The following is a 21,316-nucleotide window of genomic DNA, read 5'->3' as shown; positions in this document are numbered from 1 at the left end:
CAGCCGTGTAAGCGATGCCGTGCTGCACACGCTGTGATCGTTGTATCAAATAAGCAAACTCTCGTTTGCAAATAATTAACATCAGACTCACACTCCAACTCATCTGGTATGACCAGATCAACTTTCGCGGTTTCAGGAGACGGACATGCTCTACCAAGGCGATACCCTTTCAGTTCACTGGCTTGACGACGGCATCGCCGAGCTAGTTTTCGATGCGCCCGGTTCGGTGAACAAACTCGATACCAAAACCGTTGCCTCATTGGGCGAGGCATTAAGCGTATTGGAACAGCAACCCGCGCTGCGTGGTCTGCTGCTCTCGTCGGCCAAACCGGCATTTATCGTCGGTGCCGACATCACGGAATTCCTGTCGCTGTTTGATGCGCCAGAAGAGAAGCTGAGTCAGTGGCTGGCATTTGCCAACAGTATCTTCAATCGCTTAGAAGATTTGCCAGTGCCAACCGTGGCCGCTATCGACGGCTATGCGCTGGGCGGCGGCTGTGAATGCATACTGGCGACCGACTTCCGCATTGCCACGCCCACCGCACGCATCGGCCTGCCGGAAACCAAACTGGGCATCATGCCGGGCTTTGGCGGCAGCGTGCGTTTGCCGCGCCTGCTCGGTGCCGATAGCGCGATGGAAATCATCGCCGCCGGTAAAGATGTTGATGGCAACAGCGCCCTGAAACTCGGTTTAGTGGATGCAGTGGTCAGCAGCGACAAACTACGTGCCGCCGGACTCACCGTTTTGCAGGACGCCATCGTGCAAGGCAACTGGCAAGCACGTCGCGCGCCGAAGCTGGCACCGCTGAAACTCAGCCCGATTGAGGCCGCCATGAGCTTCACCATTGCCAAAAGCATGGTGCTGCAAACCGCAGGCAAACACTATCCGGCACCGATTACCGCCGTGAAAACCATTGAAGCCGCCGCCAGCCTCGGACGTGATGATGCGCTGAAGCTGGAAACCGCTGCTTTTGTACCGCTGGCGCAGAGCGATGTGGCGCGCGCGCTGGTCGGTATCTTCCTGAACGATCAGTACGTCAAAGGCCTGGCGAAGAAGCACAGCAGCGCGGCCGGTGCGCCGCAGCAAGCTGCAGTGTTGGGCGCAGGGATTATGGGCGGCGGCATTGCTTATCAATCGGCATGGAAAGGCGTGCCGGTGATGATGAAAGATATCAATCCGCAGGCGTTAACGCTGGGCATGACCGAAGCCAGCAAGCTGCTGAACAAACAGCTGGAGCGCGGCAAAATTGACGGCGCCAAACTGGCTAGCGTACTCACCACCATTCAGCCGACGCTGGATTACGCCGGATTCGAACGCACCGACGTAGTGGTGGAAGCGGTAGTGGAAAATCCGCAGATCAAAGCCAAAGTGCTGGCAGAAACCGAACAGCATCTGCGCGAGGACGCCATTCTTGCCTCCAACACTTCAACCATTCCGATTAGCCAACTGGCGCAAGCCTTAAAACGCCCGGAAAACTTCTGCGGCATGCACTTCTTCAATCCGGTGCCGCGTATGCCGCTGGTCGAAGTGATTCGCGGTGAGAAAACTTCAGAAGCGACTCTCAGCAAAGTGGTGGCCTGGGCGAGCAAAATGGGCAAGACGCCGATTGTGGTGAATGACTGTCCCGGCTTCTTTGTGAATCGCGTGCTGTTCCCCTACTTCGCCGCTTTCAGCCTGCTGCTGCGCGATGGCGCAGATTTCCGTCAGGTCGATAAAGTGATGGAAAAACAGTTCGGCTGGCCGATGGGCCCAGCGTGGCTGCTGGATGTGGTCGGCATTGATACCGCGCACCACGCTCAGCAAGTGATGGCGCAAGGCTTCCCGTCACGCATGCAGAAAGATTATCGCGACGCGATCGACGTGCTGTTCGAAGCCAAACGTTACGGCCAGAAAAACGGTCAGGGCTTTTACCGCTGGGAGCAGGATAAAAAAGGCAAAGCGCAGAAGAAGGCCGATGCAGCTGTTGATGCGTTGCTGGAACCAATTTGCCAGCCGACGCGCGTGTTCAGCGATGACGAGATCGCCAACCGCATGATGCTGCCGATGCTCAACGAAGTGGTGCGCTGCCTCGAAGAGAAGATCATCGCTTCACCGGCCGAAGCCGATATGGCGCTGGTGTACGGTTTAGGCTTCCCGCCGTTCCGTGGCGGCGCGTTCCGCTACATGGATACGCTGGGCAACAGCAACGTGGTCGATCAGGCCAAACGTTATAGCGCGCTCGGCCCGCTTTACGCGCTGCCGGAGCTGCTGTTGCAAAAAGCCCATCAGCATCAGAGCTGGTATCCCGCGGTGCAACCGATTGACGAAGCGGCGCTGCAAAGTGCCTGAGGTAATGAAAATGGAAAAAGTAGTCATTGTTGATGCGGTCCGCACGCCGATGGGCCGCTCCAAAGGCGGTGCGTTTCGTCAAGTGCGCGCAGAAGATCTCTCGGCGCATTTGATGCGCGAGCTGCTGAGCCGCAATCCGGCGGTCGATCCCGCCACGCTGGACGACATTATCTGGGGCTGCGTACAGCAGACGCTGGAGCAAGGCTTCAACATTGCACGTAACGCCGCGCTGCTGGCCGAGATCCCGCATCGCGTGCCTGCCAGCACCGTCAACCGCCTGTGCGGTTCGTCGATGCAGGCGCTGCACGACGCGGCGCGCGCCATTATGGTTGGCGATGCGCACAGCTGCCTGATTGGCGGCGTAGAACATATGGGCCACGTGCCGATGAGCCACGGCGTGGATTTCCATCCGGGCCTGGGTCGCACGGTGGCGAAAGCGGCGGGCATGATGGGGTTAACCGCCGAAATGCTGGCGCGCATACATCACATCACGCGTGAGCAGCAGGATGCTTTCGCATTGCGTTCACACCAGCGCGCCTGGGCGGCAACCCAGCGCGGCGACTTCAAGCGTGAGATTGTGGCCACCTACGGCCACGACGCCGATGGCGTGTTGAAACGTTTTGAGAGCGATGAAGTGATTCGTGAAGAGACCAGCCTCGAAGGATTGGCTGCGCTGCGCCCGGCGTTCGATCCGGTCAACGGCACCGTGACTGCAGGCAGCTCCTCCGCGCTCTCCGACGGTGCAGCCGCAATGCTGATCATGAGCGAAAGCCGCGCACGCGAACTCGGTCTGACGCCGCGCGCGCGTATTCGCAGCATGGCGGTGGTCGGCTGCGATCCGTCGATTATGGGTTACGGTCCGGTTCCCGCCAGCAAACTGGCGCTCAAGCGTGCCGGACTCAGCGTGCAGGATATCGACCTGTTCGAGTTCAACGAGGCTTTTGCCGCACAAGCGCTGCCGTGCATCAAGGACATGGGTTTGCTGGAACAGCTGGATGAGAAAGTGAATTTGAATGGCGGCGCGATTGCGCTCGGTCATCCGCTGGGATGTTCCGGTGCGCGTATCAGTACCACGCTGCTGAATCTGATGGAGCGTCGCGATGCGCAATTTGGTCTGGCGACCATGTGCATTGGCTTAGGCCAGGGCATCGCCACGGTGTTCGAACGGGTTTAATACGTTAATGTTGCACGTGTTCCCGCCCTTTCGGGCGGGTTTTTTATGGCTGTTCGTCGTAGTCGCCATTGATGGCGACCATCAGATAAACGCAAACGCATCGCCGAACATCTGCGCTTCCAGCGCACCGCGCTCAGCGCAGAAACGCTCACGCGCAATCTTCGCCATCTCAAAACGACCGGCAATATAGATATCGTGCTCGCTCAGCGATGCGAAATCCTGCATCACTGCCGTCAGCACCGTGCCGCTACGTCCGGTCCAGTCATCCGCCGGTTGTTCAACTACCGGAATCACTTTCAGGTTCGGATGCTTAACCGCCAGCGCATTCAGCTCATCCAGATCGTACAGATGCATCAACTCACGGCCGCCCCAGTAAATCGCGATCTCGCGATCGGGTTTCTGTGCCAGCGCGGTCAGCAGAATAGAGCGCGCATAGGAGAAGCCGGTGCCGCCCGCAATCAGAATGATCGGACGCTCACTGTCTTCACGCAGCCAGGCATCGCCGTGCGGCATATCGACGGTAATCTGGCGATCGTTCTTGATGCGGTCCATCACCGCCATCGCGTAGAGATTGAGATCCGATGCGCCGATGTGCAGCTCAATGATGTCCTTTTCCATTGGCGTAGAAGCCAGGGAAAACGGGCGCTTATCGCGCTCATCCATCACCACCATCAAATACTGTCCTGCGCGGAAGTTAAAATCCGCCGCCGGAATTAAACGAACGCGGTAAACCGTGTCCGTAATCGCTTCAACCGAAGTCACTTTGCAGCTTAACGTTGTCATGCGTTCCCTTTTTCTTCGGGTCTAATTGGTCTGCCGCCGTTAGCGCTGCGGCGGCTCGGCAAAGATAGCTAACTCATCCCAAATGGCGTCAATGCGCGCGGTCACCGCCGGATCTTTCACAATCGGCGTGCCCCACTCGCGCGTGGTTTCGCCCGGCCACTTATTGGTCGCATCAAGTCCCATCTTCGAGCCTAAGCCGGAAACCGGCGAGGCGAAGTCGAGATAATCGATCGGCGTGTTCTCAACCAGCACCGTATCGCGCGCCGGATCCATGCGCGTGGTAATCGCCCAAATCACATCATTCCAGTCGCGTGCGTTAACGTCGTCATCGCACACAATCACGAACTTGGTGTACATGAACTGACGCAGGAACGACCACACGCCGAACATCACGCGCTTTGCGTGACCCGCATACTGTTTCTTGATCGTCACTACCGCAAGGCGATAAGAGCAGCCTTCCGGCGGCAGATAGAAATCCACGATCTCCGGGAACTGCTTGATCAGAATCGGCACCAGCACTTCATTGAGCGCCACGCCCAGCACCGCCGGTTCATCCGGTGGACGTCCGGTGTAGGTTGAATGATATATCGGGTTGCGACGTTGCGTTACGTGCGTCACGGTAAACACCGGGAAGCTGTCTACTTCATTGTAGTAGCCCGTGTGGTCGCCGTACGGACCTTCCGGCGCGACATCGCCCGGCTCGATGTATCCTTCCAACACGATTTCCGCGCTGGCCGGCACTTCGAGTTCGTTCGAAACGCACTTCACCACTTCGGTTTTATTCCCGCGCAGCAAACCGGCAAAGGCGTATTCAGAGAGCGTATCCGGCACCGGCGTCACCGCGCCGAGAATGGTGGCTGGATCGGCGCCCAGCGCCACCGACACTGGGAAACGTTCGCCCGGATGCGCTTTACACCACTCCTGGAAATCCAGCGCGCCGCCGCGATGCGACAGCCAACGCATAATCACGCGGTTCTTGCCGATCACCTGCTGACGATAGATACCCAGATTCTGTCGCTCTTTATGCGGGCCGCGCGTGACGGTTAATCCCCACGTAATCAGCGGTGCAGCATCGCCCGGCCAGCATTTCATCACCGGGATGCGCGACAGATCGACTTCATCGCCGCTGAAAATCTCTTCCTGGCACGGCGCATTGCGCAGGCGCTTGGTCGGCATGTTCAGCACTTGCTTGAACTGCGGCATCTTATCGAACAGATCGCGGAAGCCTTTTGGCGGTTCCGGCTCTTTCAGGAACGCCAGCAGCTTGCCGACTTCGCGCAGCGCACTGACCTCTTCCTGGCCCATGCCCATCGCCACGCGCTTTGGTGTGCCAAACAGATTACACAGCACCGGCATGTCGTAGCCTTTCGGGTTTTCGAACAGCAGCGCCGGGCCGCCGGCGCGCAGCGTGCGATCGGCAATTTCAGTCATCTCTAACTCAGGATCGATCTCCTGAGTGATGCGCTTTAACTCGCCACGCTGTTCCAGCAATGCGAGAAAGTCTCGTAAATCCTGATATTTCATGCGGCTTTAGCTTTCCGGCCAGAGTGAAGCGCCATTATAGGGGCGTTTCACGCTGACATGTTGAGGTTTTACGTCAGGCAGGCTGACAGGAAAACGGCACCAGCGACTGAATCGCCAATACATCGTGATAAGCGGCAATCGGCTCGCCGTGGCGGAACACTTTGAAGTCTTCGCCGCGTGCGCTGTAGTAACGCAGGCGATTCTCGCTCACGTGCAGGAAGCTGGCTTCGCGCAGCGCAATCACCGATTCATGCGGATTAACGGCACAGAACTCGGCCAGACGTTCATCACGCGTTTCGCCCATGTGGCCGCTGACGTGCGCATCAAGATAATGCGGATTGATCTGCACCGGGAACAGGCCAAGCGCGGGCAACACCACGCTGCTGCGCACCGGCATATCATTGGTGGTGCGAATTGAAGGCGTTGCCACATTGCAACCGGCGCTCCAGCCAACGTACGGCACATCACGCTCGCGTACCGCGCGTTGGATGGCAACGATCAAGCCGTGCTCATGCAGCATTTGGTTGAGGAACCAGGTATTTCCGCCGCTCACCAGAATCAGCTCAGCTTGTTCAATCGCCGCAACGGGCGATGCAAACTCGTGCACGGTGCGCACTTCAATGCCTAACGACGCGGATAAATCCTGCGCGCGCTGCGCATGATCGCCACGAATAATCGCGTACGGCACCAGCACCGCCGAGGTGATTCCGCGCTGGGCGATCATCGCGTGCAGCTGCGGGTGGGCGTAACCTAACAGCGGCGCATCGTCAGCCACTTTGCCGTTACTCAACAGGAACAGTTCCATCAGCCACTCCTTTTCAATCGAAAGATGGGGATGGAGTCTGATACAGATGGTCGTCAGCCGTCAATTTTCTTGCAAGAAAGCGTAAATAAGCCGCATCAATCGGATAAATCGTAGTGAAATTGTTTTCAGCGCCCGGTTTCCACCCGCCGATGCGCTATAACTCTGACAACTGATTTGATATTCTTAGCGTCCATTATTTGGGAGCGGTTATGGAATCCTGGTACTTACTCTATTGCAAACGTGGACAACTGTTGCGCGCGAAAGAGCATCTTGAGCGGCAAGAGGTGAATTGCCTCAGCCCAATGATCGCTCTGGAGAAGATTGTGCGCGGTAAACGCACCACCGTGAGTGAGCCGCTGTTCCCTAACTATCTGTTTATCGAGTTCGATCCCGAAGCGATTCACACCACCACCATCAGCAGCACGCGCGGCGTCAGCCACTTCGTGCGCTTTGGCACCATGCCGGCCACCGTATCGCATGATGTGATCGAAGCGCTGCAAACCGACGCGCCACAGATCGTGCTGGATCCAGAAACCCCGCAGAGCGGTGATGAAGTGATCATCACCGATGGCACTTTCGAAGGGCTGCGCGCCATTTTTGCCGAGCCGGATGGTGAAACGCGCTCCGTTCTGCTGCTCAACATGCTGAACAAACAGGTGATGCGCAGCGTGGATAACAAGCAGTTCCGCAAACTCTAAGCGAGTTTGAACAGCTGGCGCGCGTTGAGATTAACCTGCGCGCCTAGCGCTTCTGCTTCTTCGCCACGCCAGTTCGCCACCTGCTGCACAATATGCGGCAAGAAGCACGGTTCATTGCGGCGCGAAGTGGGACGCGGATGCATATCGCGCGGCAGTAAATACGGTGCGTCGGTTTCCAGTAACAGGCGCTCAGCCGGAATCAGCGGCAGCAATTCACGCAGTTCCATACCGCGACGCTCATCGCATACCCAGCCGGTAATGCCCACCGACAATCCCAGCGCCAGACACGCTTGCAGCTCGTCACGCGTGCCGGTAAAGCAGTGAACGACAGCGCCGACCAACTTCGGCAGCCACGGCTCAAGCACCGCGACAAAACGATCGTGCGCTTCACGGCAATGCAAAAACACCGGCAATTGCAGCTCAGCGGCCAACGCCAGCTGCGCATCGAAAGCGTATTCCTGCTGATCGTGGGCCGAAAGATTACGATTGAAATCCAGGCCACATTCGCCAATCGCGACCACCTGCTCGCTTTCCGCCAGGCGACGTAAGGTATTCGCGGTTTCCGCCGACCATTCACTGGCATGGTGCGGATGGACGCCAGCGGTTGACCAGCAATATCCTGCATGTTGCGCTGCCAGTTGGCGTGCTTGCTGGCTCTCCAGCGCGTTGGTGCCGGTAATTAACAGGCCGGTGACGCCTGCTTCGCGCGCACGTTTTACCACCTGATCGCGATCTTTTGCGAATTGCGTGCTGGTCAGGTTTACACCGATATCAAACATGTTTTCTCCCCAATAAAAAACCGCCCAACGGGGCGGTTTAGATGCATCTTACCGAAGACATCAGGATTCGGTGTTGTGTTCCTCATCCGAAGACTGACGTCCTTTACCCACATAGTAGCGGGAGAAGAATACGCCGACTTCAAACAGGCAGTACATCGGAATAGCGAGCAAAGTTTGCGAGAAAACATCCGGCGGTGTGAGCAGCATCCCAACCACGAACGCGCCAACCAACATATAAGGACGTTTCTTCTTCAAATCTTCGGGTGAAGTAATGCCGGTCCAGCACAGCAGCACAATCGCAATCGGCACCTCAAACGCCACACCAAACGCCATAAAAATCGTCATGACGAAGTCGAGGTAGTTGGTGATATCCGTTGCAATGGTGACGCCTTGCGGCGCGGTTTTGGCGAAAAAGCCAAACGCCAGCGGGAACACGATGAAGTAAGCAAACGCCACACCGACGTAAAACAGCAGCGTACTGGAGAACAGCAACGGCATCACCAGTTTGCGCTCGTGGCGATAGAGCGCAGGCGCCACAAACGCCCACACCTGATACAAAATCACCGGCACGGCCAGAAACACCGAAACGATAATGGTGAGCTTGATCGGCGTGAAGAACGGCGATGCCACGTCGGTGGCGATCATGCTCGCTCCGGCTGGCATCTGGCTAATCAGCGGTGCCGCGACCAGATGGTAGATATCATTCGCGAAATAGACCAGACACAAAAAGATGACTAAAACAGCGATGATGCAATTCAACAAACGCTTGCGCAGCTCAATCAAATGGCTAATGAGCGGTTGGGTATCTTCAACGGCCATGTTTATCGTTCATCTTTTACGAGAGAAATCTTCGCGGTGCTTTCAGGAGCACTGGCGACGGGATGGGTTTCTGCTTCTGAAGCGACGTTGTCTGGCTGCGGAGCCTGTGCGGGTGCACTGGTTTGATGTTCCGCTGCAGCAGGCGTGACCGCAGGTGAAGTGGCGGGCTGCGCTGCTGCTGGCTGAGTCTGATGAATGGTGTTGGCTTCATCTTCCTCTTTTTCGACATCGATACTCTGCTGTACCGAACGCTTCATCGAGTCGGCGGTTTTACGCAGCTCTTCCATCGACTCTTTCAGCTCGGGTGACAGCGTGCCACGGCCCGCTTCTTCCACCTTTTTCAGGCTGTCCTGCAGTTCCTGCAGTTTCAGCTCTTGCGCCAGTTCGTTTTGTACATTCGCGGCCAGCGAGCGAATGGCTCTGATCCAGCCGACGACGGTTTTCACCGCAACCGGTAATCGTTGCGGGCCAAGCACAATCAGCCCGATCACGAACACCAATACCAGTTCACTAAAACCAATGTCGAACACAGTTATACCTGCTTGTCGTTCCGGGCGTCGTCTTTAGTCGCCGTGGTTTGCTGTTTGTCTGCCAGAGTTTTGGCGTTGAAGTCAGCGTCCTGCTCTTTCGGTTGATCCTTTTTATCGTCTTCATCGCCCATGGCTTTTTTGAAGCCGCGAATGGAAGATCCTAAATCCGAACCCAGGTTGCGAAGCTTGTTGGTACCGAACAGAAGAACAACAATGACGGCAATGATTAACAATTGCCAAATACTGATACCGCCCATGAGATATGCCTCTAATATTCTGTGAAAAACTGTTGACTGTAACGCACAGAAAGCCCGTATGATTTCGGGCTTTAGCTTGCGACATTACGCGATTTGTACCAGGCAGACAATCAGTTTGTCTTGCGCCAGCCAATAAGCCAGGTGACGATGCCAGCGGCCATTAATAGTGCCGGGAAGAAATCCCAATCCGGTCGACTTAACAGCACGGCGGTGCCACTTAATAACAGTGTAGCGCCTACACCAAACAGATAGCGCGCCTGATGATTACGTGTTCGCTGTACGTTTAAATCGGTGACGAGTTTATCGACGCTGTGCTTCAATAATTTGTGCTGGCGCATGCTGTCGTAAAATAGCTCCGGCAACTCCGGCAGTTTTTCCGCCCAGTACGGCGCTTTCTCTTTCACCGCCCGCATAATCGCCGGGATACCAATCTGATCTTTGATCCAATCCTCGAGGAACGGCTTGGCAGTTTTCCACAGGTCGAGCTGCGGATAGAGCTGACGACCAATCCCTTCGATATACAGCAGCGTCTTCTGCAGCAGCACCAGTTGCGGCTGCACTTCCATATTAAAGCGACGCGCGGTGTTGAACAGGTTCAGCAGCACGTGGCCAAACGAGATCTCAGCCAGCGGCTTTTCGAAAATCGGCTCACACACGGTACGAATGGCGAACTCAAAGTCTTCGACGTTGGTATCGGGCGGCACCCAGCCCGAATCCACATGCAGTTCGGCCACTTTGCGGTAATCGCGGTTAAAGAAGGCGATAAAGTTCTCAGCGAGGTAGCGCTTATCTTCTTTGTTTAGCGAACCGACGATACCGCAGTCGATGCCTATGTATTGCGGATCTTCCGGGTGATCGTAGCTGACGAAGATATTGCCGGGATGCATATCGGCATGGAAGAAGCTGTCGCGGAACACCTGCGTGAAGAACACCTGCACACCGCGCTCGGCCAGCAGTTTCATATTAACGCCATGCTGCTCCAGCGTGGCGATATCCGAGATCGGAATGCCGTAAATACGCTCCATCACCATCATCGATTCGCTGCAATAATCCGAGAACACTTCCGGCACATACAGCATGCGGCTCTGGTCAAAGTTACGACGCAGCTGGATGGCGTTCGCCGCTTCACGCAGCAGATTCAGCTCATCAATTAAGGTCTTTTCGTAATCACGCACCACTTCCACCGGACGCAGACGACGTCCATCTGGCAGCAAACGCGGCACCCAACGCGCCAGACGGTAAATCAGTCGCATATCGGCTCTGATCACCGGCAGAATGTCGGGACGAATCACTTTGATCACTACCGCGCGGCCATTGGATTTCAGCGTGGCGGTATGCACCTGCGCGATTGACGCCGACGCCAACGGTTTGATATCGAAGTCCTCAAACCAGGTTTCCACCGGGCCGCCAATCGACTTTTCAATCTGCTCTTTGGCTTTGACGCCATCAAACGGCGCAACGCGGTCTTGCAGCACCGCCAGCTCATCAGCAATCGCCGGTGGGAACAGATCGCGGCGCGTGGAGAGCATTTGACCGAATTTGATCCACACCGGACCCAGTTGCTCCATCGCTAAACGGATGCGCACGCCAGCGGTGGCGTCTTTATGTTTATTAGGGATCCAGAAAATGCAGCGCCGCCATAAGCGTAAAAGCAGCGTGAAGCGCATGCGGGGAATCAGTTCATCAAGGCCGTACGTCAGAAAGATCTTGATGATGAAGTATAAGCGCCGAATTTCTCCCAGCGTCATTTCGCCTCCAGCTGTGCTAAACGCGTTTCAAACGCATTGAGCGAACGTTCCATCGCTTCCACTTCCTCGCAAAACCATGCCAGCTCCAGTGCGCCCGGCGCAACGCGCCACTCTTCCGTCAGCACCTGACCAAGATAATCCTGGCGGCGGGTGAACTGCTGCTGCACGAATTTCAGCGCCTGCTGCGCGGCCTGACTTACACCTTGCGCGGCAATATCGCCAATCCACGGCGCGAGATATTCCGCCGGATCCAGTTCGGCGAGATCCATCAGCGCGGAGAATTGCTGTACCACCTGCAAATCGCCGTCCACCTCCAGTTCACCGCTACGAATCAAGCTGGTGAGCTGCTGGCGGTCGCGCAGTTTCGGCAAGGTACTAACACGCAAGCTCACCGTGCAGTCGCTGTTGTCTTGCCAATCACTCAGCACATCGAGTTGGGATTCGCTAAAAACCAGCACCAAAGGAAAATCGAGCTCTTGCAGACGCAGCATCAATACCTTGCCCGCCAGACGCTGGCGTGCGGCTTTCAGGCTGCGATCGCGATAGAGAACACGGTTCAGGGCGGTCTCAAGACCGCCGGTGATGAGAGGAGTTAAAGTCATGATGGATTAGAATTTAAATCCGCGATGCAGCGCGACAATACCGCCAGTCATGTTGAAGTAGGTGGTATTTTCAAAGCCCGCATCGTTCATCATCGCTTTCAGGGTTTCCTGATCGGGATGCATACGAATCGACTCCGCCAGATAGCGATAGCTTTCAGCATCTTGCGCCACCAGCTGACCAATACGCGGCAGAATATGGAATGAATAGGTATCATAAGCTTTGCTGAGCGGCTCCAGCAGCGGCTTCGAGAACTCCAGCACCAGCAAACGTCCGCCTGGCTTCAGCACGCGGAACATCGATGCCAGCGCTTTCTCTTTTTCGGTCACGTTACGCAAGCCGAAGGAGATGGTGATGCAATCGAAGTAGTTATCCGGGAATGGCAGCGCTTCGGCGTTGGCCTGCACATAGCTAACATTGCCCGACACGCCGAGATTACGCAGCTTTTCGCGGCCCATCTTCAGCATCGAGCTGTTGATGTCTGCCAGCACAACCTGGCCGGTTTCGCCCACCAGACGTGAGAATTTTGCCGTCAGATCGCCGGTACCACCCGCCAGATCCAACACGCGCTGACCGCGGCGCACGCCGCTGCTGTCAATGGTAAAACGCTTCCAGACACGATGGATGCCAAACGACATCAAATCGTTCATCAGGTCATATTTTGCCGCGACGGAGTGAAACACGTCCGCGACTTTATCGGCCTTTTCGCTTTTCGCGACGGTCTGGAAGCCAAAATGGGTAGTTTCCTGCTGTGATTCATCTGCCATCGGTTTTACCTGTTCCACAAACAATTCTTGCCGAAGTGTATCAGAGTCGCGCTACACGAGCACGCGACCACCGTGCTATTCATTGATGCGGCGCAGCGAGTCTGTTGTTGGTTCTGCAACGTTTTCATCCTCGGTGCGATCGTCTGCCCAATCTTCATCCGCCTCTTCCGGCTGCGCTTGTTCAACCAGTTGCGGATTAATTGGACGTTTGATCTCCACGCCAAGCGAACGGAAAGCTTCACTTTGCGCGATCAGGTTGCCGCGCCCTTCAGACAGCTTTTTCATCGCCTGATGATAACTTTGCTGCGCTTTGTCGAGATTGTGGCCGATGCCGCTCATGTCATCGACAAACAGCCGCATTTTGTCGTACAGCCGCGTTGCCCGGTCGGCGATGCGCTGTGCGTTGCGGCTTTGGTGTTCATAACGCCAGAGATTGTTGATAGTGCGCAACGCCACCAGCAACGTGGTGGGACTGACCAGCATAATGTTCTGCTGTAACGCTTCGCTGATCAGCTCAGGCTGGCGATCGATAGCCAGCAGAAACGCCGGTTCCACCGGGATAAACATCAACACATAATCCAGAGAGCGTAAACCGGGCAATTGTTGGTAATCTTTACGGCTCAGCAGGCGGATGTGTCCGCGCATGGCGTTAACGTGCTCCTGAATCGCCTGCTCACGCGTGGCTTCATCGTCGGCGTTGAAGTAGCGCTCGTAGGCAACCAGCGTCATTTTGGCGTCAATCACCACATCTTTGCCCTGCGGCAAACGCACGATCACATCCGGTTGCATCCTGCCCTGCTGTTCCAGCTGCACGCTTACCTGTGTTTGGTATTCGTAGCCTTCACGCAAGCCAGAGGCTTCCAGCACGCGGGCCAATACCACTTCGCCCCAGTTGCCCTGAATTTTGTTGTCGCCTTTCAGCGCTTTAGTAAGATTGACCGCTTCCTGCGCCATCTGCGCGTTGAGTTGCTGCAACTGGCGTATTTCGTGAGTCAGAGTGTGACGCTCGCGCGCTTCCACGCCAAAGCTATCAGTCACTTGACGGCGGAAACCATCCAGCTGTTCACGCAGCGGGCCAATCAGGCTATTCAGACTTTGACGGTTCTGTTCATCGACGCGCCGCCCGCTGTTTTCAAAGATGCGGTTGGCGAGATTTTCAAACTGCGCGCTGAGACGCTGTTCGCTGTTGGTCAGCAGTCGCTGCTTCTCTTCTGCACCGTAGCGTGTCTCTTCAAGACGAATGGTCACTTCACGCAGTTCGGCTTCCTGTGCGCTGTTTACTTCCAGCTGATTGCGCAGCTCCCGGCTGAGCTGTTCACTTTCGCCGCGCCAGTAATCAAGCTGCTGTAAACGTTCCTGCGCACCGCTGAGCGCGCCGTGTAGCTGGCGCATCTCCTGTTCGCGTTGCTGGATTTGCTGCTGTAACTGTTCGAGCTGCTGCTGTTGACGCTGCTGCGCCTCTTCCAACAGGCGACGCTCGGTAGTGAAGCTGGCGTGCTGATGGCCGGCGCGCAGTTGGGCGATGATCCAGCCAATGCCCAAACCGGCCAGCGCCAGCGCGCCGCTAATGATAAGTTGCTGATCCATAATCCCCCCGCGGATCGTCTCGCTGAGGGAAAAGGTAGAGGCGTACTGTATGAATGTCCAGATTTTTTTCCCTTCATACTTCAAGCCGCAGATGCGTTGGCTGCACGTTCTCACCCCAGTCACTTACTGATGTAAGCTCCTGGGGATTCGCTCGCTTGCCGCCTTCCTGCGCCTCGAATTATTTTGGGAAAACGTTTTCTACTTATAGGGCTTTTACGGTTAGATCTCCCGCTTTCCACGCATCAATCAGGAAGAAGGGCATCGGCAACACCCATTCGGTTTCACCCTGGATTTTGGCCGGATAGGTCCAGCTTTTCCCGTCGTAGGTGATCTCAACCTGCTGCCAACCGTTATCAGCATTTTCAACTGGGCCCGCCATGCTGGCAAAACCGGCGTTGCTGCCGACGTGGAAACTGTCGGTTTGCCAGCGAATTGGCTGATGTGCCGGCCATGGTTGTGCGTGGTGGAAGCGGAAAATATCGTCATGATTCAATATGCTTTCGCGCACCGTTGGCCACAGCGCCACTTTGAGGAAGTACTGATCGGTGAAGCGCTCGCTACCGGCATACTGAGCGATAAAGTCACGCATCTGCTGTTCAACATTGTGGAACACGCCATGGCAACCGCCCCACATGCCCGCCAGCAACAGCTCAGTATGCGAGAAGTAATCACGCATATGATGGAACCAATAAGGCGAGTTCAGCCATGCTTCTACCGCCACCACTTCGCGCTCGGACAACAATGAATCCGCGTCACGCACGATATAGCGTTTGACGCTGGCATCGTCCATCACCAGGAAACGCCACAGCGTTGGGAAGATAGTTTTCTCGTGCGACATATCCACCAGCTGAGTGTTTGGCTGCTTCAGGCGCTGCCAGACGTGCTGCGGCACGCTGTCGTCAAGATAGATGCGGCAGATCCAGTCGGGGTAGAACTCGCGCGCCACTTCGATGTTTTTAATCAAGGTTTCGCAGTAGCGTGGCTGGCCGCCATACAGGCTAAAGGAGATGATATTTTCTGCCGGATTGTTACGGTTGATCGGTGGCGGCGCATCAGAAGGGAATGCCACTTTCGCCCCTTTACTGAAGGTCACATCGGAATTCTGCAGTGATTCGAGGCCGTAACGCGCCACCTCATCCTCTTTATTCAGCCAGCCACACACTTCCGTTAATCCATCCAGCCAAGTTTCAGACGCCTGCGCGCGCTGCGCGGCCGGAGCCTGATAGATCTTCTGGTAAATTTTATAGGATTTTTTGTGCTCGCCCACACGCATCAGGGTTAACGCGTAGTCGCTCAGCACCTGCATATGATTGGGCAACACGCGCAGCACTTCTTCACAGCACTGACGCGCAAGAGGATAGTTATTCGCCGCCATCGCCTGGCGAAATCTCGCTGCTGCACCTTCAACGCGTGATTGTGCAGTAGCGGGATTATTCATGAAATTGGGACGTGAGACAGAAACCATTTTGCGCATAAGAAATTTCTCAGTAGCTGCTGAAATTGCGCGCATTCTAATCAGGAAATAGCTGGAATCCTTATAAGCCTGGTCTCGAATTCATCCCTGACTGGCGCACTAAATTAAGCGACGCGCGGCTTCAACCACAATTTTCACCGCATCACTTTCGGTCTGTTTCATGGTCGCGGCATCCGGGATCTCTTTTTGCGTACGGTTCACGATGACACCCGCCACCATGCCGGCACGCAGTCCCTGACTGGCGCACATGGTTAACAGTGTAGCGGATTCCATCTCATAGTTAAGGACGCCCATTTGCTGCCACTCTTCCATTGAACCCTGGAAGCGATTCACCACGCGACCCGAGAAGGTGTCGTAGCGTTCCTGGCCTGGATAGAAGGTATCAGATGAGGCGGTAATACCAATGTGGGTTTTCGCGCCGCACGCTTCTGCGGCTGCCACCAGCGCGGTGGTGCAGGTGAAATCAGCCACGGCCGGGAATTCCATCGGCGCAAAATGCAGGCTGGCGCCGTCGAGGCGCACCGATGCGGTGGTGACCAGCACATCGCCCACATTAATATGCGGCTGGATAGCGCCAGTGGTGCCAACGCGCAGGAAGGTGCGCACGCCGAGCTGCGCCAGCTCTTCAACCGCAATCGAGGTTGAAGGTCCGCCGATACCGGTCGAGCACACCACAACCGGTTTGCCATCCACTTCGGCCAGGTAGGTGGTGAATTCACGGTGTGAAGCCAGATGCTGTGGATTGTCCATCAGCGCGGCGATTTTCTTCACGCGCTCAGGATCGCCAGGCACGATGGCCAACGTGGCTCCTTTCAAATCAGCTTTGGTGATGCCAAGGTGGAAAACGTCAGACTGGGCCATAACAGACTCCTGATAATTAGGGATGTGCGCGCCACTCTACGTGAGCAGGCGGCATAAATATGTGACTCAATTCACCATCAATAATGAAACTTACATTATCAGAAAAACATTATGTGATTTACATCACACATTAACGTTGTGCAATTCTGAATTGCTACAAGCGGTGCTGTGTAAGTGTTGGTGGCAATGTTAATAGAGAAGCAGCACACGTGAAAAAAATCCCTCTGCACCTTACGCCAGCCTTGCTTCACTTCGCCAGGCTATAGTTACGTGATTGCGCATTTGCTAGCACGGAGAGAACAATGAAAACCGAAGACAATATGGCACAAAAAACGGCACCCGGCGGCTTTGCACCAGCCGTTCAGCCCACCGCAAGCAGCACCATTATTACCACCAGCGACGCAATTCATGCTGGCGAGACCTCGGTTCCGAGCCAGGGCGAAAATCTGCCCGCCTATTACGCCCGACCAAAAGAGTATCAAGGCAACTTGCCGGTGGTGTTGGTGGTGCAGGAGATTTTCGGCGTGCACGAGCATATCCGTGATGTCTGCCGCCGTCTGGCGCTGGAAGGTTATCTGGCGATCGCTCCCGAACTCTATTTCCGTGAAGGCGATCCCAACGATTACAACGACATTCCCACGCTGTTCAAAGAGCTGGTGAGCAAAGTTCCGGATTCGCAGGTGTTGTCCGATCTCGATCATGTGGCCAACTGGGCCACACGCCACGATGGTGATATCCGTCGTCTGGCGATTACCGGTTTCTGCTGGGGCGGACGCATTAGCTGGCTGTTTGCCGCGCACAATCCGCAGGTCCGCGCGGCGGTGGCATGGTATGGCCGTTTAGACGGTGAGAAGACGCTGAAGCAGCAGAAGCATCCGATTGATGTTGCGGTCGATTTAAATGCGCCGGTGCTGGGTCTTTACGGTGGTCAGGATGAGAGCATCCCGCTGGAGAGCATTGATAAGATGCGTCAGGCGCTGCACGCCGCCAATGCCAAAGCAGAGATCGTGGTATATCCGGATGCCGGACATGCTTTCAATGCGGATTATCGTGCCAGTTATCACGCTGATTCCGCCAAAGATGGCTGGCAACGCATGCTAGGGTGGTTCGCGCAGTATGGCGTAGCGCCAAACGCGTAATAAAAAGGGGCGCCTATGCGCCCCAACTTCATTCACAGCTTCTAAGCCGTTTCACCCCGCAGGTTTTGCGCCGCTTTGACCATATTCGCCAGTGCCTGACGGGTTTCCGTCCAACCACGGGTTTTCAGGCCACAATCCGGATTCACCCACAAACGCGCTTCCGGGATGCTCTGCGCCGCTTTGCGCAGCAACTCTTCCATCCACTCCACGCTCGGCACATTCGGCGAGTGAATGTCATACACGCCCGGACCGATTTCGTTGGGATAGTCGAATTCCTTAAAGGTATCCAGCAGATCCATATCGGAACGTGAGGTTTCGATTGTGATAACGTCCGCATCCAGCGCGGCAATTGAATCCATGATGTCATTGAACTCGCAGTAACACATGTGGGTGTGAATCTGGGTGTCATCCTGCGCTACGGCGGCATTGAGACGGAACGCATCTACCGCCCAGGTCAGATACGCAGCCCAATCGGACTGATGCAGCGGCAGGCCTTCGCGCAGTGCCGGTTCATCGATCTGAATAATGCCGATCCCGGCTTTTTCCAGATCTTCTACTTCGTCACGCAGCGCCAGCGCAATCTGTTTGGCGATGGTTTCGCGGCTCACATCTTCACGCGGGAATGACCAGCAGAGAATCGTCACCGGACCGGTCAGCATGCCTTTCACCGGCTTGTCGGTCAGCGATTGCGCGTACTTCGCCCACTCAACGGTGATGGCTTGCGGACGGCTCACGTCGCCGATGATGATCGGGGGTTTAACGCAGCGTGAACCGTAGCTCTGTACCCAGCCATTTTGGGTGAACACGAAGCCGTCGAGGTTCTCGCCGAAATATTCCACCATGTCGTTACGCTCTGCTTCACCGTGCACCAGCACGTCGAGGCCCAAACGTTCCTGCTCAACAATCGCCTGTTTGATGTGTTCGGCGATGCCGGTGCGGTAGTTACCGCCATCAATGTTGCCTTTTTTAAAGTCGAGACGCAGGCCGCGAATTTCGGTGGTCTGCGGGAATGAACCGATGGTGGTGGTCGGCCATGCTGGCAGATTGAAGCGGTTACGCTGCGCTTTGGCACGTTCGGTGTAGTTGCTGTTACGTTCAACATCTTTGGCCTGGATTTTCGCCAGACGCTCGCCGACTGCGGCATTATGCACGCGCGTGGAGTTGGCACGCGCACGAATCGGTGCGCTCCACTCGACCAGCGAAGCGGCATCGTTGTTGTTCAGCGCCTGACTCAGCAGTGCAAGCTCAGCGCACTTCTGCAGGGCAAAGGCGAACCAGCTTTTCACTTCTTCATTGAGGCGCGTTTCCACGCTGAGATCGATTGGGCTGTGCAGCAACGAGCAAGATGATCCGATCCACAATTGTTGACGTTGACCCACCAGCGGCTGCAGGCGTGCAAACCAGCTGCTGAGATCCGCGCGCCACACGTTACGTCCGTTGATCACGCCGACGGAAAGCAGCCAATCTGCCGGGATCTGCTCATTAAGCTGTTGGATATCGTCTTTTCCGTGCACCAGGTCAACGTGAAGACCTTGCACCGGCAGCGCCTTGATCACGTCGAGGTTCTGACCGATGCTGTCGAAATAGGTGGTGAGCAGCAGTTTGCTTTCACCCTGCAGCGCGTCGTAAGCCGGTTTGAACGCATCGCGCCAGGCTTGTGGCAGTTCCAGCACCAATGCAGGTTCGTCGATTTGTACCCATTCAATGCCGCGTTTTTTCAGTTCCGCCAGCACCTGTTGGTAAACCGGCAGAATGTCTTTAAGCAGTGACAGGCGATCGAATTGCACACCTTTCACTTTACCCAGCCACAGATAGGTGACCGGGCCGAGTAGCACCGGTTTAATCTTGTGGCCGAGCGCTAGCGCTTCGTCGACTTCATCCAGCAATTGAGTCCAGGTCAGTTTGAACTGCTGGCCCTGAGTGAATTCCGGCACCATGTAGTGATAGTTGGTGTTGAACCATTTAGTCATTTCCGCCGCCGCCGCCGGTGCACCGCTTGGGGCGCGGCCACGGCCAAGACGAAACAGCGTGTCGAGATCGACGGATCCATCTTCGTTATGGTGGCGTGCAGGCACGTTGCCCAGCAGCAGGCTGGTTGTCAGCACGTGATCGTACCAGGCGAAATCGCCGACCGGCAGCAGATCGACGCCCGCCTCTTTCTGCTGTTGCCAGTGACGAGCGCGCAGTTCGCGCCCCACCGCCAGCAGCTCTTCTTGTGAGCTTTTACCTGCCCAGTAGCTTTCCTGTGCTTTTTTCAATTCACGACGCAATCCAACGCGAGGGAAACCGAGAGTGTGGTTCAGAATGGTCATTTTCTGTTCTCCAGATATTCTTAACTGAGTAGGGTGCAGAGATGTTTAGCCGTCCAGATGTTTACACCGCCATAATCTGCGAGTACTGTATGTTCCTCAAGCGCAATTTGTTCAATCTCGATGTGAAGGATTCTCATGATCGAACTCAAACACCTGCGGACGCTGCAGGCGTTACGGAACACCGGCTCGTTAGCCGCCGCCGCCTCACAGCTTCATCAGACGCAATCGGCGTTGTCTCACCAGTTCAGCGATCTGGAGCAGCGGCTGGGCTTTCGTCTGTTTGTGCGCAAAAGCCAGCCGCTGCGTTTTACGCCGCAGGGAGAGATTTTGCTGCAGTTGGCCGAGCAGGTTTTGCCGCAGATTCAGCAGGCTTTGCAGGCGTGTCATGAGCCGCATCAGGCCACGTTGCGTATCGCGATTGAGTGTCACAGCTGTATTCAGTGGCTGACGCCCGCGCTGAATAATTTCCGCCAGAGCTGGCCGCAGGTAGTGATGGATTTCAAATCCGGCGTCACCTTTGATCCGCAACCCGCATTGCAGCAGGGCGAGCTGGATGTGGTGTTGACCTCCGATATTCTGCCGCGCAGCGGATTGTTCTATTCACCGATGTTCGATTTTGAAGTGCGTTTGGTGATGGCACCGGATCATCCTTTGGCGCAGCTTGAGCATATTTCCCCGGAAGATATGGCCGATGAAGTGTTGATGATCTATCCGGTTCAGCGTCAGCGTTTAGATGTGTGGCGCCATTTCCTGCAGCCTGCGGGTGTGAGTCCAGCATTGAAGAGCGTGGACAATACGCTGTTGCTGATTCAGATGGTGTCGGCGCGCATGGGCATCGCCGCACTGCCGCATTGGGTGGTAGAGAATTTTGAGCAGCAGGGATTGGTGGTGACGAAGACCTTGGGCGATGGCTTGTGGAGCCGCTTGTATGCCGCCGTACGCGAAGGCGAGCAGCGTCAGCCGGTGATGGAAGCCTTTGTGCGGTTTGCCCGTCAGCACGCCTGTGAACATCTGCCCTTCGTGCGCGATGCCGCGCGCCCGGGCTCACTGCAAACCCTCTCATCCTGATGTTGTTGGGCGGCGAAGGTCGCCCGCGCTGTTATCCCTGTCCCGCCTGCTCTATAATGCGC

At 55.9% G+C, this 21,316-nt stretch carries 19 protein-coding genes; 5 read left to right on the top strand and 14 right to left on the bottom strand.

Annotated elements, in window-relative coordinates:
* Positions 1–145 precede the first annotated feature (145 nt).
* Complete coding sequence (gene fadB / locus VIJ98_RS01025; RefSeq protein WP_323271889.1) at positions 146–2,329, top strand: fatty acid oxidation complex subunit alpha FadB; 2,184 nt, start codon at positions 146–148, stop codon at positions 2,327–2,329.
* Between the two features lie 10 nt (positions 2,330–2,339).
* Positions 2,340–3,503, top strand: coding sequence for an acetyl-CoA C-acyltransferase FadA (gene fadA / locus VIJ98_RS01020; protein WP_323271888.1), 1,164 nt, complete (start codon positions 2,340–2,342; stop codon positions 3,501–3,503).
* Positions 3,504–3,584: 81 nt separating this feature from the next.
* Here the strand turns inward: fadA and fre are convergent, their stop codons facing one another.
* The 3 genes from fre to pepE form a co-directional block, all read right to left on the bottom strand.
* Positions 3,585–4,286: an NAD(P)H-flavin reductase gene (gene fre, locus VIJ98_RS01015; protein WP_008105825.1), complete on the bottom strand. Its 702-nt coding sequence runs from the start codon at positions 4,284–4,286 to the stop codon at positions 3,585–3,587.
* Positions 4,287–4,325: 39 nt separating this feature from the next.
* Complete coding sequence (gene ubiD, locus VIJ98_RS01010; protein WP_008105823.1) at positions 4,326–5,810, bottom strand: 4-hydroxy-3-polyprenylbenzoate decarboxylase; 1,485 nt, start codon at positions 5,808–5,810, stop codon at positions 4,326–4,328.
* A 73-nt stretch (positions 5,811–5,883) separates the two neighbouring features.
* The gene (gene pepE / locus VIJ98_RS01005; protein ID WP_008105821.1) at positions 5,884–6,615 is read right to left on the bottom strand and encodes a dipeptidase PepE; all 732 of its coding nucleotides are present in this window, start codon (positions 6,613–6,615) and stop codon (positions 5,884–5,886) included.
* Between the two features lie 209 nt (positions 6,616–6,824).
* Between pepE and rfaH the strand changes: the two genes are divergently transcribed.
* Positions 6,825–7,313 carry a transcription/translation regulatory transformer protein RfaH gene (gene rfaH, locus VIJ98_RS01000; protein WP_008105818.1) on the top strand — a complete coding sequence of 163 codons (489 nt, stop codon included), beginning with the start codon at positions 6,825–6,827 and terminating at the stop codon, positions 7,311–7,313.
* Here the strand turns inward: rfaH and tatD are convergent.
* From tatD to udp, 10 genes are all read right to left on the bottom strand, one after another.
* Complete coding sequence (tatD, locus tag VIJ98_RS00995) at positions 7,310–8,092, bottom strand: 3'-5' ssDNA/RNA exonuclease TatD (protein ID WP_061719386.1); 783 nt, start codon at positions 8,090–8,092, stop codon at positions 7,310–7,312. The genes rfaH and tatD overlap by 4 nt on opposite strands.
* 60 nt (positions 8,093–8,152) lie before the next feature.
* On the bottom strand, positions 8,153–8,911 hold the full coding sequence (gene tatC / locus VIJ98_RS00990; protein WP_008105814.1) for a Sec-independent protein translocase subunit TatC: 759 nt from the start codon (positions 8,909–8,911) through the stop codon (positions 8,153–8,155).
* A gap of 2 nt (positions 8,912–8,913) precedes the next feature.
* Positions 8,914–9,441: a Sec-independent protein translocase protein TatB gene (gene tatB / locus VIJ98_RS00985; RefSeq protein WP_061719384.1), complete on the bottom strand. Its 528-nt coding sequence runs from the start codon at positions 9,439–9,441 to the stop codon at positions 8,914–8,916.
* Positions 9,442–9,443: 2 nt separating this feature from the next.
* Positions 9,444–9,698, bottom strand: a complete 255-nt coding sequence (tatA, locus tag VIJ98_RS00980; RefSeq protein WP_008105810.1) for a Sec-independent protein translocase subunit TatA — start codon at positions 9,696–9,698, stop codon at positions 9,444–9,446.
* Positions 9,699–9,808: 110 nt separating this feature from the next.
* Positions 9,809–11,446 (bottom strand): ubiquinone biosynthesis regulatory protein kinase UbiB, encoded by a 1,638-nt coding sequence (gene ubiB / locus VIJ98_RS00975; protein ID WP_008105809.1) that lies wholly within the window; start codon positions 11,444–11,446, stop codon positions 9,809–9,811.
* Positions 11,443–12,048: an SCP2 domain-containing protein gene (locus tag VIJ98_RS00970; protein ID WP_008105807.1), complete on the bottom strand. Its 606-nt coding sequence runs from the start codon at positions 12,046–12,048 to the stop codon at positions 11,443–11,445. The genes ubiB and VIJ98_RS00970 overlap by 4 nt, the downstream gene beginning before the upstream one ends.
* Before the next feature lie 6 nt (positions 12,049–12,054).
* A complete protein-coding gene (gene ubiE, locus VIJ98_RS00965; RefSeq protein WP_008105805.1) occupies positions 12,055–12,813 on the bottom strand; it encodes a bifunctional demethylmenaquinone methyltransferase/2-methoxy-6-polyprenyl-1,4-benzoquinol methylase UbiE in 759 nt (252 codons plus the stop codon).
* Positions 12,814–12,888: 75 nt separating this feature from the next.
* Positions 12,889–14,400: a DNA recombination protein RmuC gene (gene rmuC / locus VIJ98_RS00960; protein WP_154156852.1), complete on the bottom strand. Its 1,512-nt coding sequence runs from the start codon at positions 14,398–14,400 to the stop codon at positions 12,889–12,891.
* 202 nt (positions 14,401–14,602) lie between these two features.
* Positions 14,603–15,874, bottom strand: a complete 1,272-nt coding sequence (locus VIJ98_RS00955; RefSeq protein WP_154156853.1) for a tetratricopeptide repeat protein — start codon at positions 15,872–15,874, stop codon at positions 14,603–14,605.
* 99 nt (positions 15,875–15,973) lie between these two features.
* Positions 15,974–16,735, bottom strand: a complete 762-nt coding sequence (gene udp / locus VIJ98_RS00950) for a uridine phosphorylase (RefSeq protein ID WP_008105797.1) — start codon at positions 16,733–16,735, stop codon at positions 15,974–15,976.
* 302 nt (positions 16,736–17,037) lie between these two features.
* Here udp and VIJ98_RS00945 point away from each other — a divergent pair, with 302 nt between their 5' ends.
* Positions 17,038–17,874, top strand: a complete 837-nt coding sequence (locus tag VIJ98_RS00945; protein WP_323271887.1) for a dienelactone hydrolase family protein — start codon at positions 17,038–17,040, stop codon at positions 17,872–17,874.
* A gap of 41 nt (positions 17,875–17,915) precedes the next feature.
* Here the strand turns inward: VIJ98_RS00945 and metE are convergent, their stop codons facing one another.
* Positions 17,916–20,186, bottom strand: coding sequence for a 5-methyltetrahydropteroyltriglutamate--homocysteine S-methyltransferase (gene metE, locus VIJ98_RS00940; protein ID WP_323271886.1), 2,271 nt, complete (start codon positions 20,184–20,186; stop codon positions 17,916–17,918).
* A 135-nt stretch (positions 20,187–20,321) separates the two neighbouring features.
* Between metE and metR the strand changes: the two genes are divergently transcribed.
* Entirely contained in the window at positions 20,322–21,254 is a 933-nt protein-coding gene (gene metR / locus VIJ98_RS00935) for an HTH-type transcriptional regulator MetR (protein WP_008105792.1), read from the top strand.
* Positions 21,255–21,316: the final 62 nt, after the last annotated feature.

It is taken from the genome of Pantoea sp. S18, assembly GCF_045689705.1.
GTDB classification, from domain to species: domain Bacteria; phylum Pseudomonadota; class Gammaproteobacteria; order Enterobacterales; family Enterobacteriaceae; genus Pantoea; species Pantoea symbiotica.
The sequence above is the reverse complement of the archived record's forward strand: the minus strand, read 5'-3'. Positions and strand labels throughout refer to the sequence as shown.

Excerpts from the sequence above, each read along its gene's own strand:
- metR (WP_008105792.1), top strand. The coding sequence starts at position 20,322 with ATGATCGAACTCAAACACCTGCGGACGCTGCAGGCGTTACGGAACACC.
- tatC (WP_008105814.1), bottom strand. The coding sequence starts at position 8,911 with ATGGCCGTTGAAGATACCCAACCGCTCATTAGCCATTTGATTGAGCTG.
- udp (WP_008105797.1), bottom strand. The coding sequence starts at position 16,735 with ATGGCCCAGTCTGACGTTTTCCACCTTGGCATCACCAAAGCTGATTTG.
- metE (WP_323271886.1), bottom strand. The coding sequence starts at position 20,186 with ATGACCATTCTGAACCACACTCTCGGTTTCCCTCGCGTTGGATTGCGT.
- ubiB (WP_008105809.1), bottom strand. The coding sequence starts at position 11,446 with ATGACGCTGGGAGAAATTCGGCGCTTATACTTCATCATCAAGATCTTT.
- tatA (WP_008105810.1), bottom strand. The coding sequence starts at position 9,698 with ATGGGCGGTATCAGTATTTGGCAATTGTTAATCATTGCCGTCATTGTT.
- pepE (WP_008105821.1), bottom strand. The coding sequence starts at position 6,615 with ATGGAACTGTTCCTGTTGAGTAACGGCAAAGTGGCTGACGATGCGCCG.
- ubiE (WP_008105805.1), bottom strand. The coding sequence starts at position 12,813 with ATGGCAGATGAATCACAGCAGGAAACTACCCATTTTGGCTTCCAGACC.
- rmuC (WP_154156852.1), bottom strand. The coding sequence starts at position 14,400 with ATGGATCAGCAACTTATCATTAGCGGCGCGCTGGCGCTGGCCGGTTTG.
- tatD (WP_061719386.1), bottom strand. The coding sequence starts at position 8,092 with ATGTTTGATATCGGTGTAAACCTGACCAGCACGCAATTCGCAAAAGAT.
- VIJ98_RS00970 (WP_008105807.1), bottom strand. The coding sequence starts at position 12,048 with ATGACTTTAACTCCTCTCATCACCGGCGGTCTTGAGACCGCCCTGAAC.
- fadA (WP_323271888.1), top strand. The coding sequence starts at position 2,340 with ATGGAAAAAGTAGTCATTGTTGATGCGGTCCGCACGCCGATGGGCCGC.
- fadB (WP_323271889.1), top strand. The coding sequence starts at position 146 with ATGCTCTACCAAGGCGATACCCTTTCAGTTCACTGGCTTGACGACGGC.
- rfaH (WP_008105818.1), top strand. The coding sequence starts at position 6,825 with ATGGAATCCTGGTACTTACTCTATTGCAAACGTGGACAACTGTTGCGC.
- VIJ98_RS00945 (WP_323271887.1), top strand. The coding sequence starts at position 17,038 with ATGAAAACCGAAGACAATATGGCACAAAAAACGGCACCCGGCGGCTTT.
- ubiD (WP_008105823.1), bottom strand. The coding sequence starts at position 5,810 with ATGAAATATCAGGATTTACGAGACTTTCTCGCATTGCTGGAACAGCGT.
- VIJ98_RS00955 (WP_154156853.1), bottom strand. The coding sequence starts at position 15,874 with ATGCGCAAAATGGTTTCTGTCTCACGTCCCAATTTCATGAATAATCCC.
- fre (WP_008105825.1), bottom strand. The coding sequence starts at position 4,286 with ATGACAACGTTAAGCTGCAAAGTGACTTCGGTTGAAGCGATTACGGAC.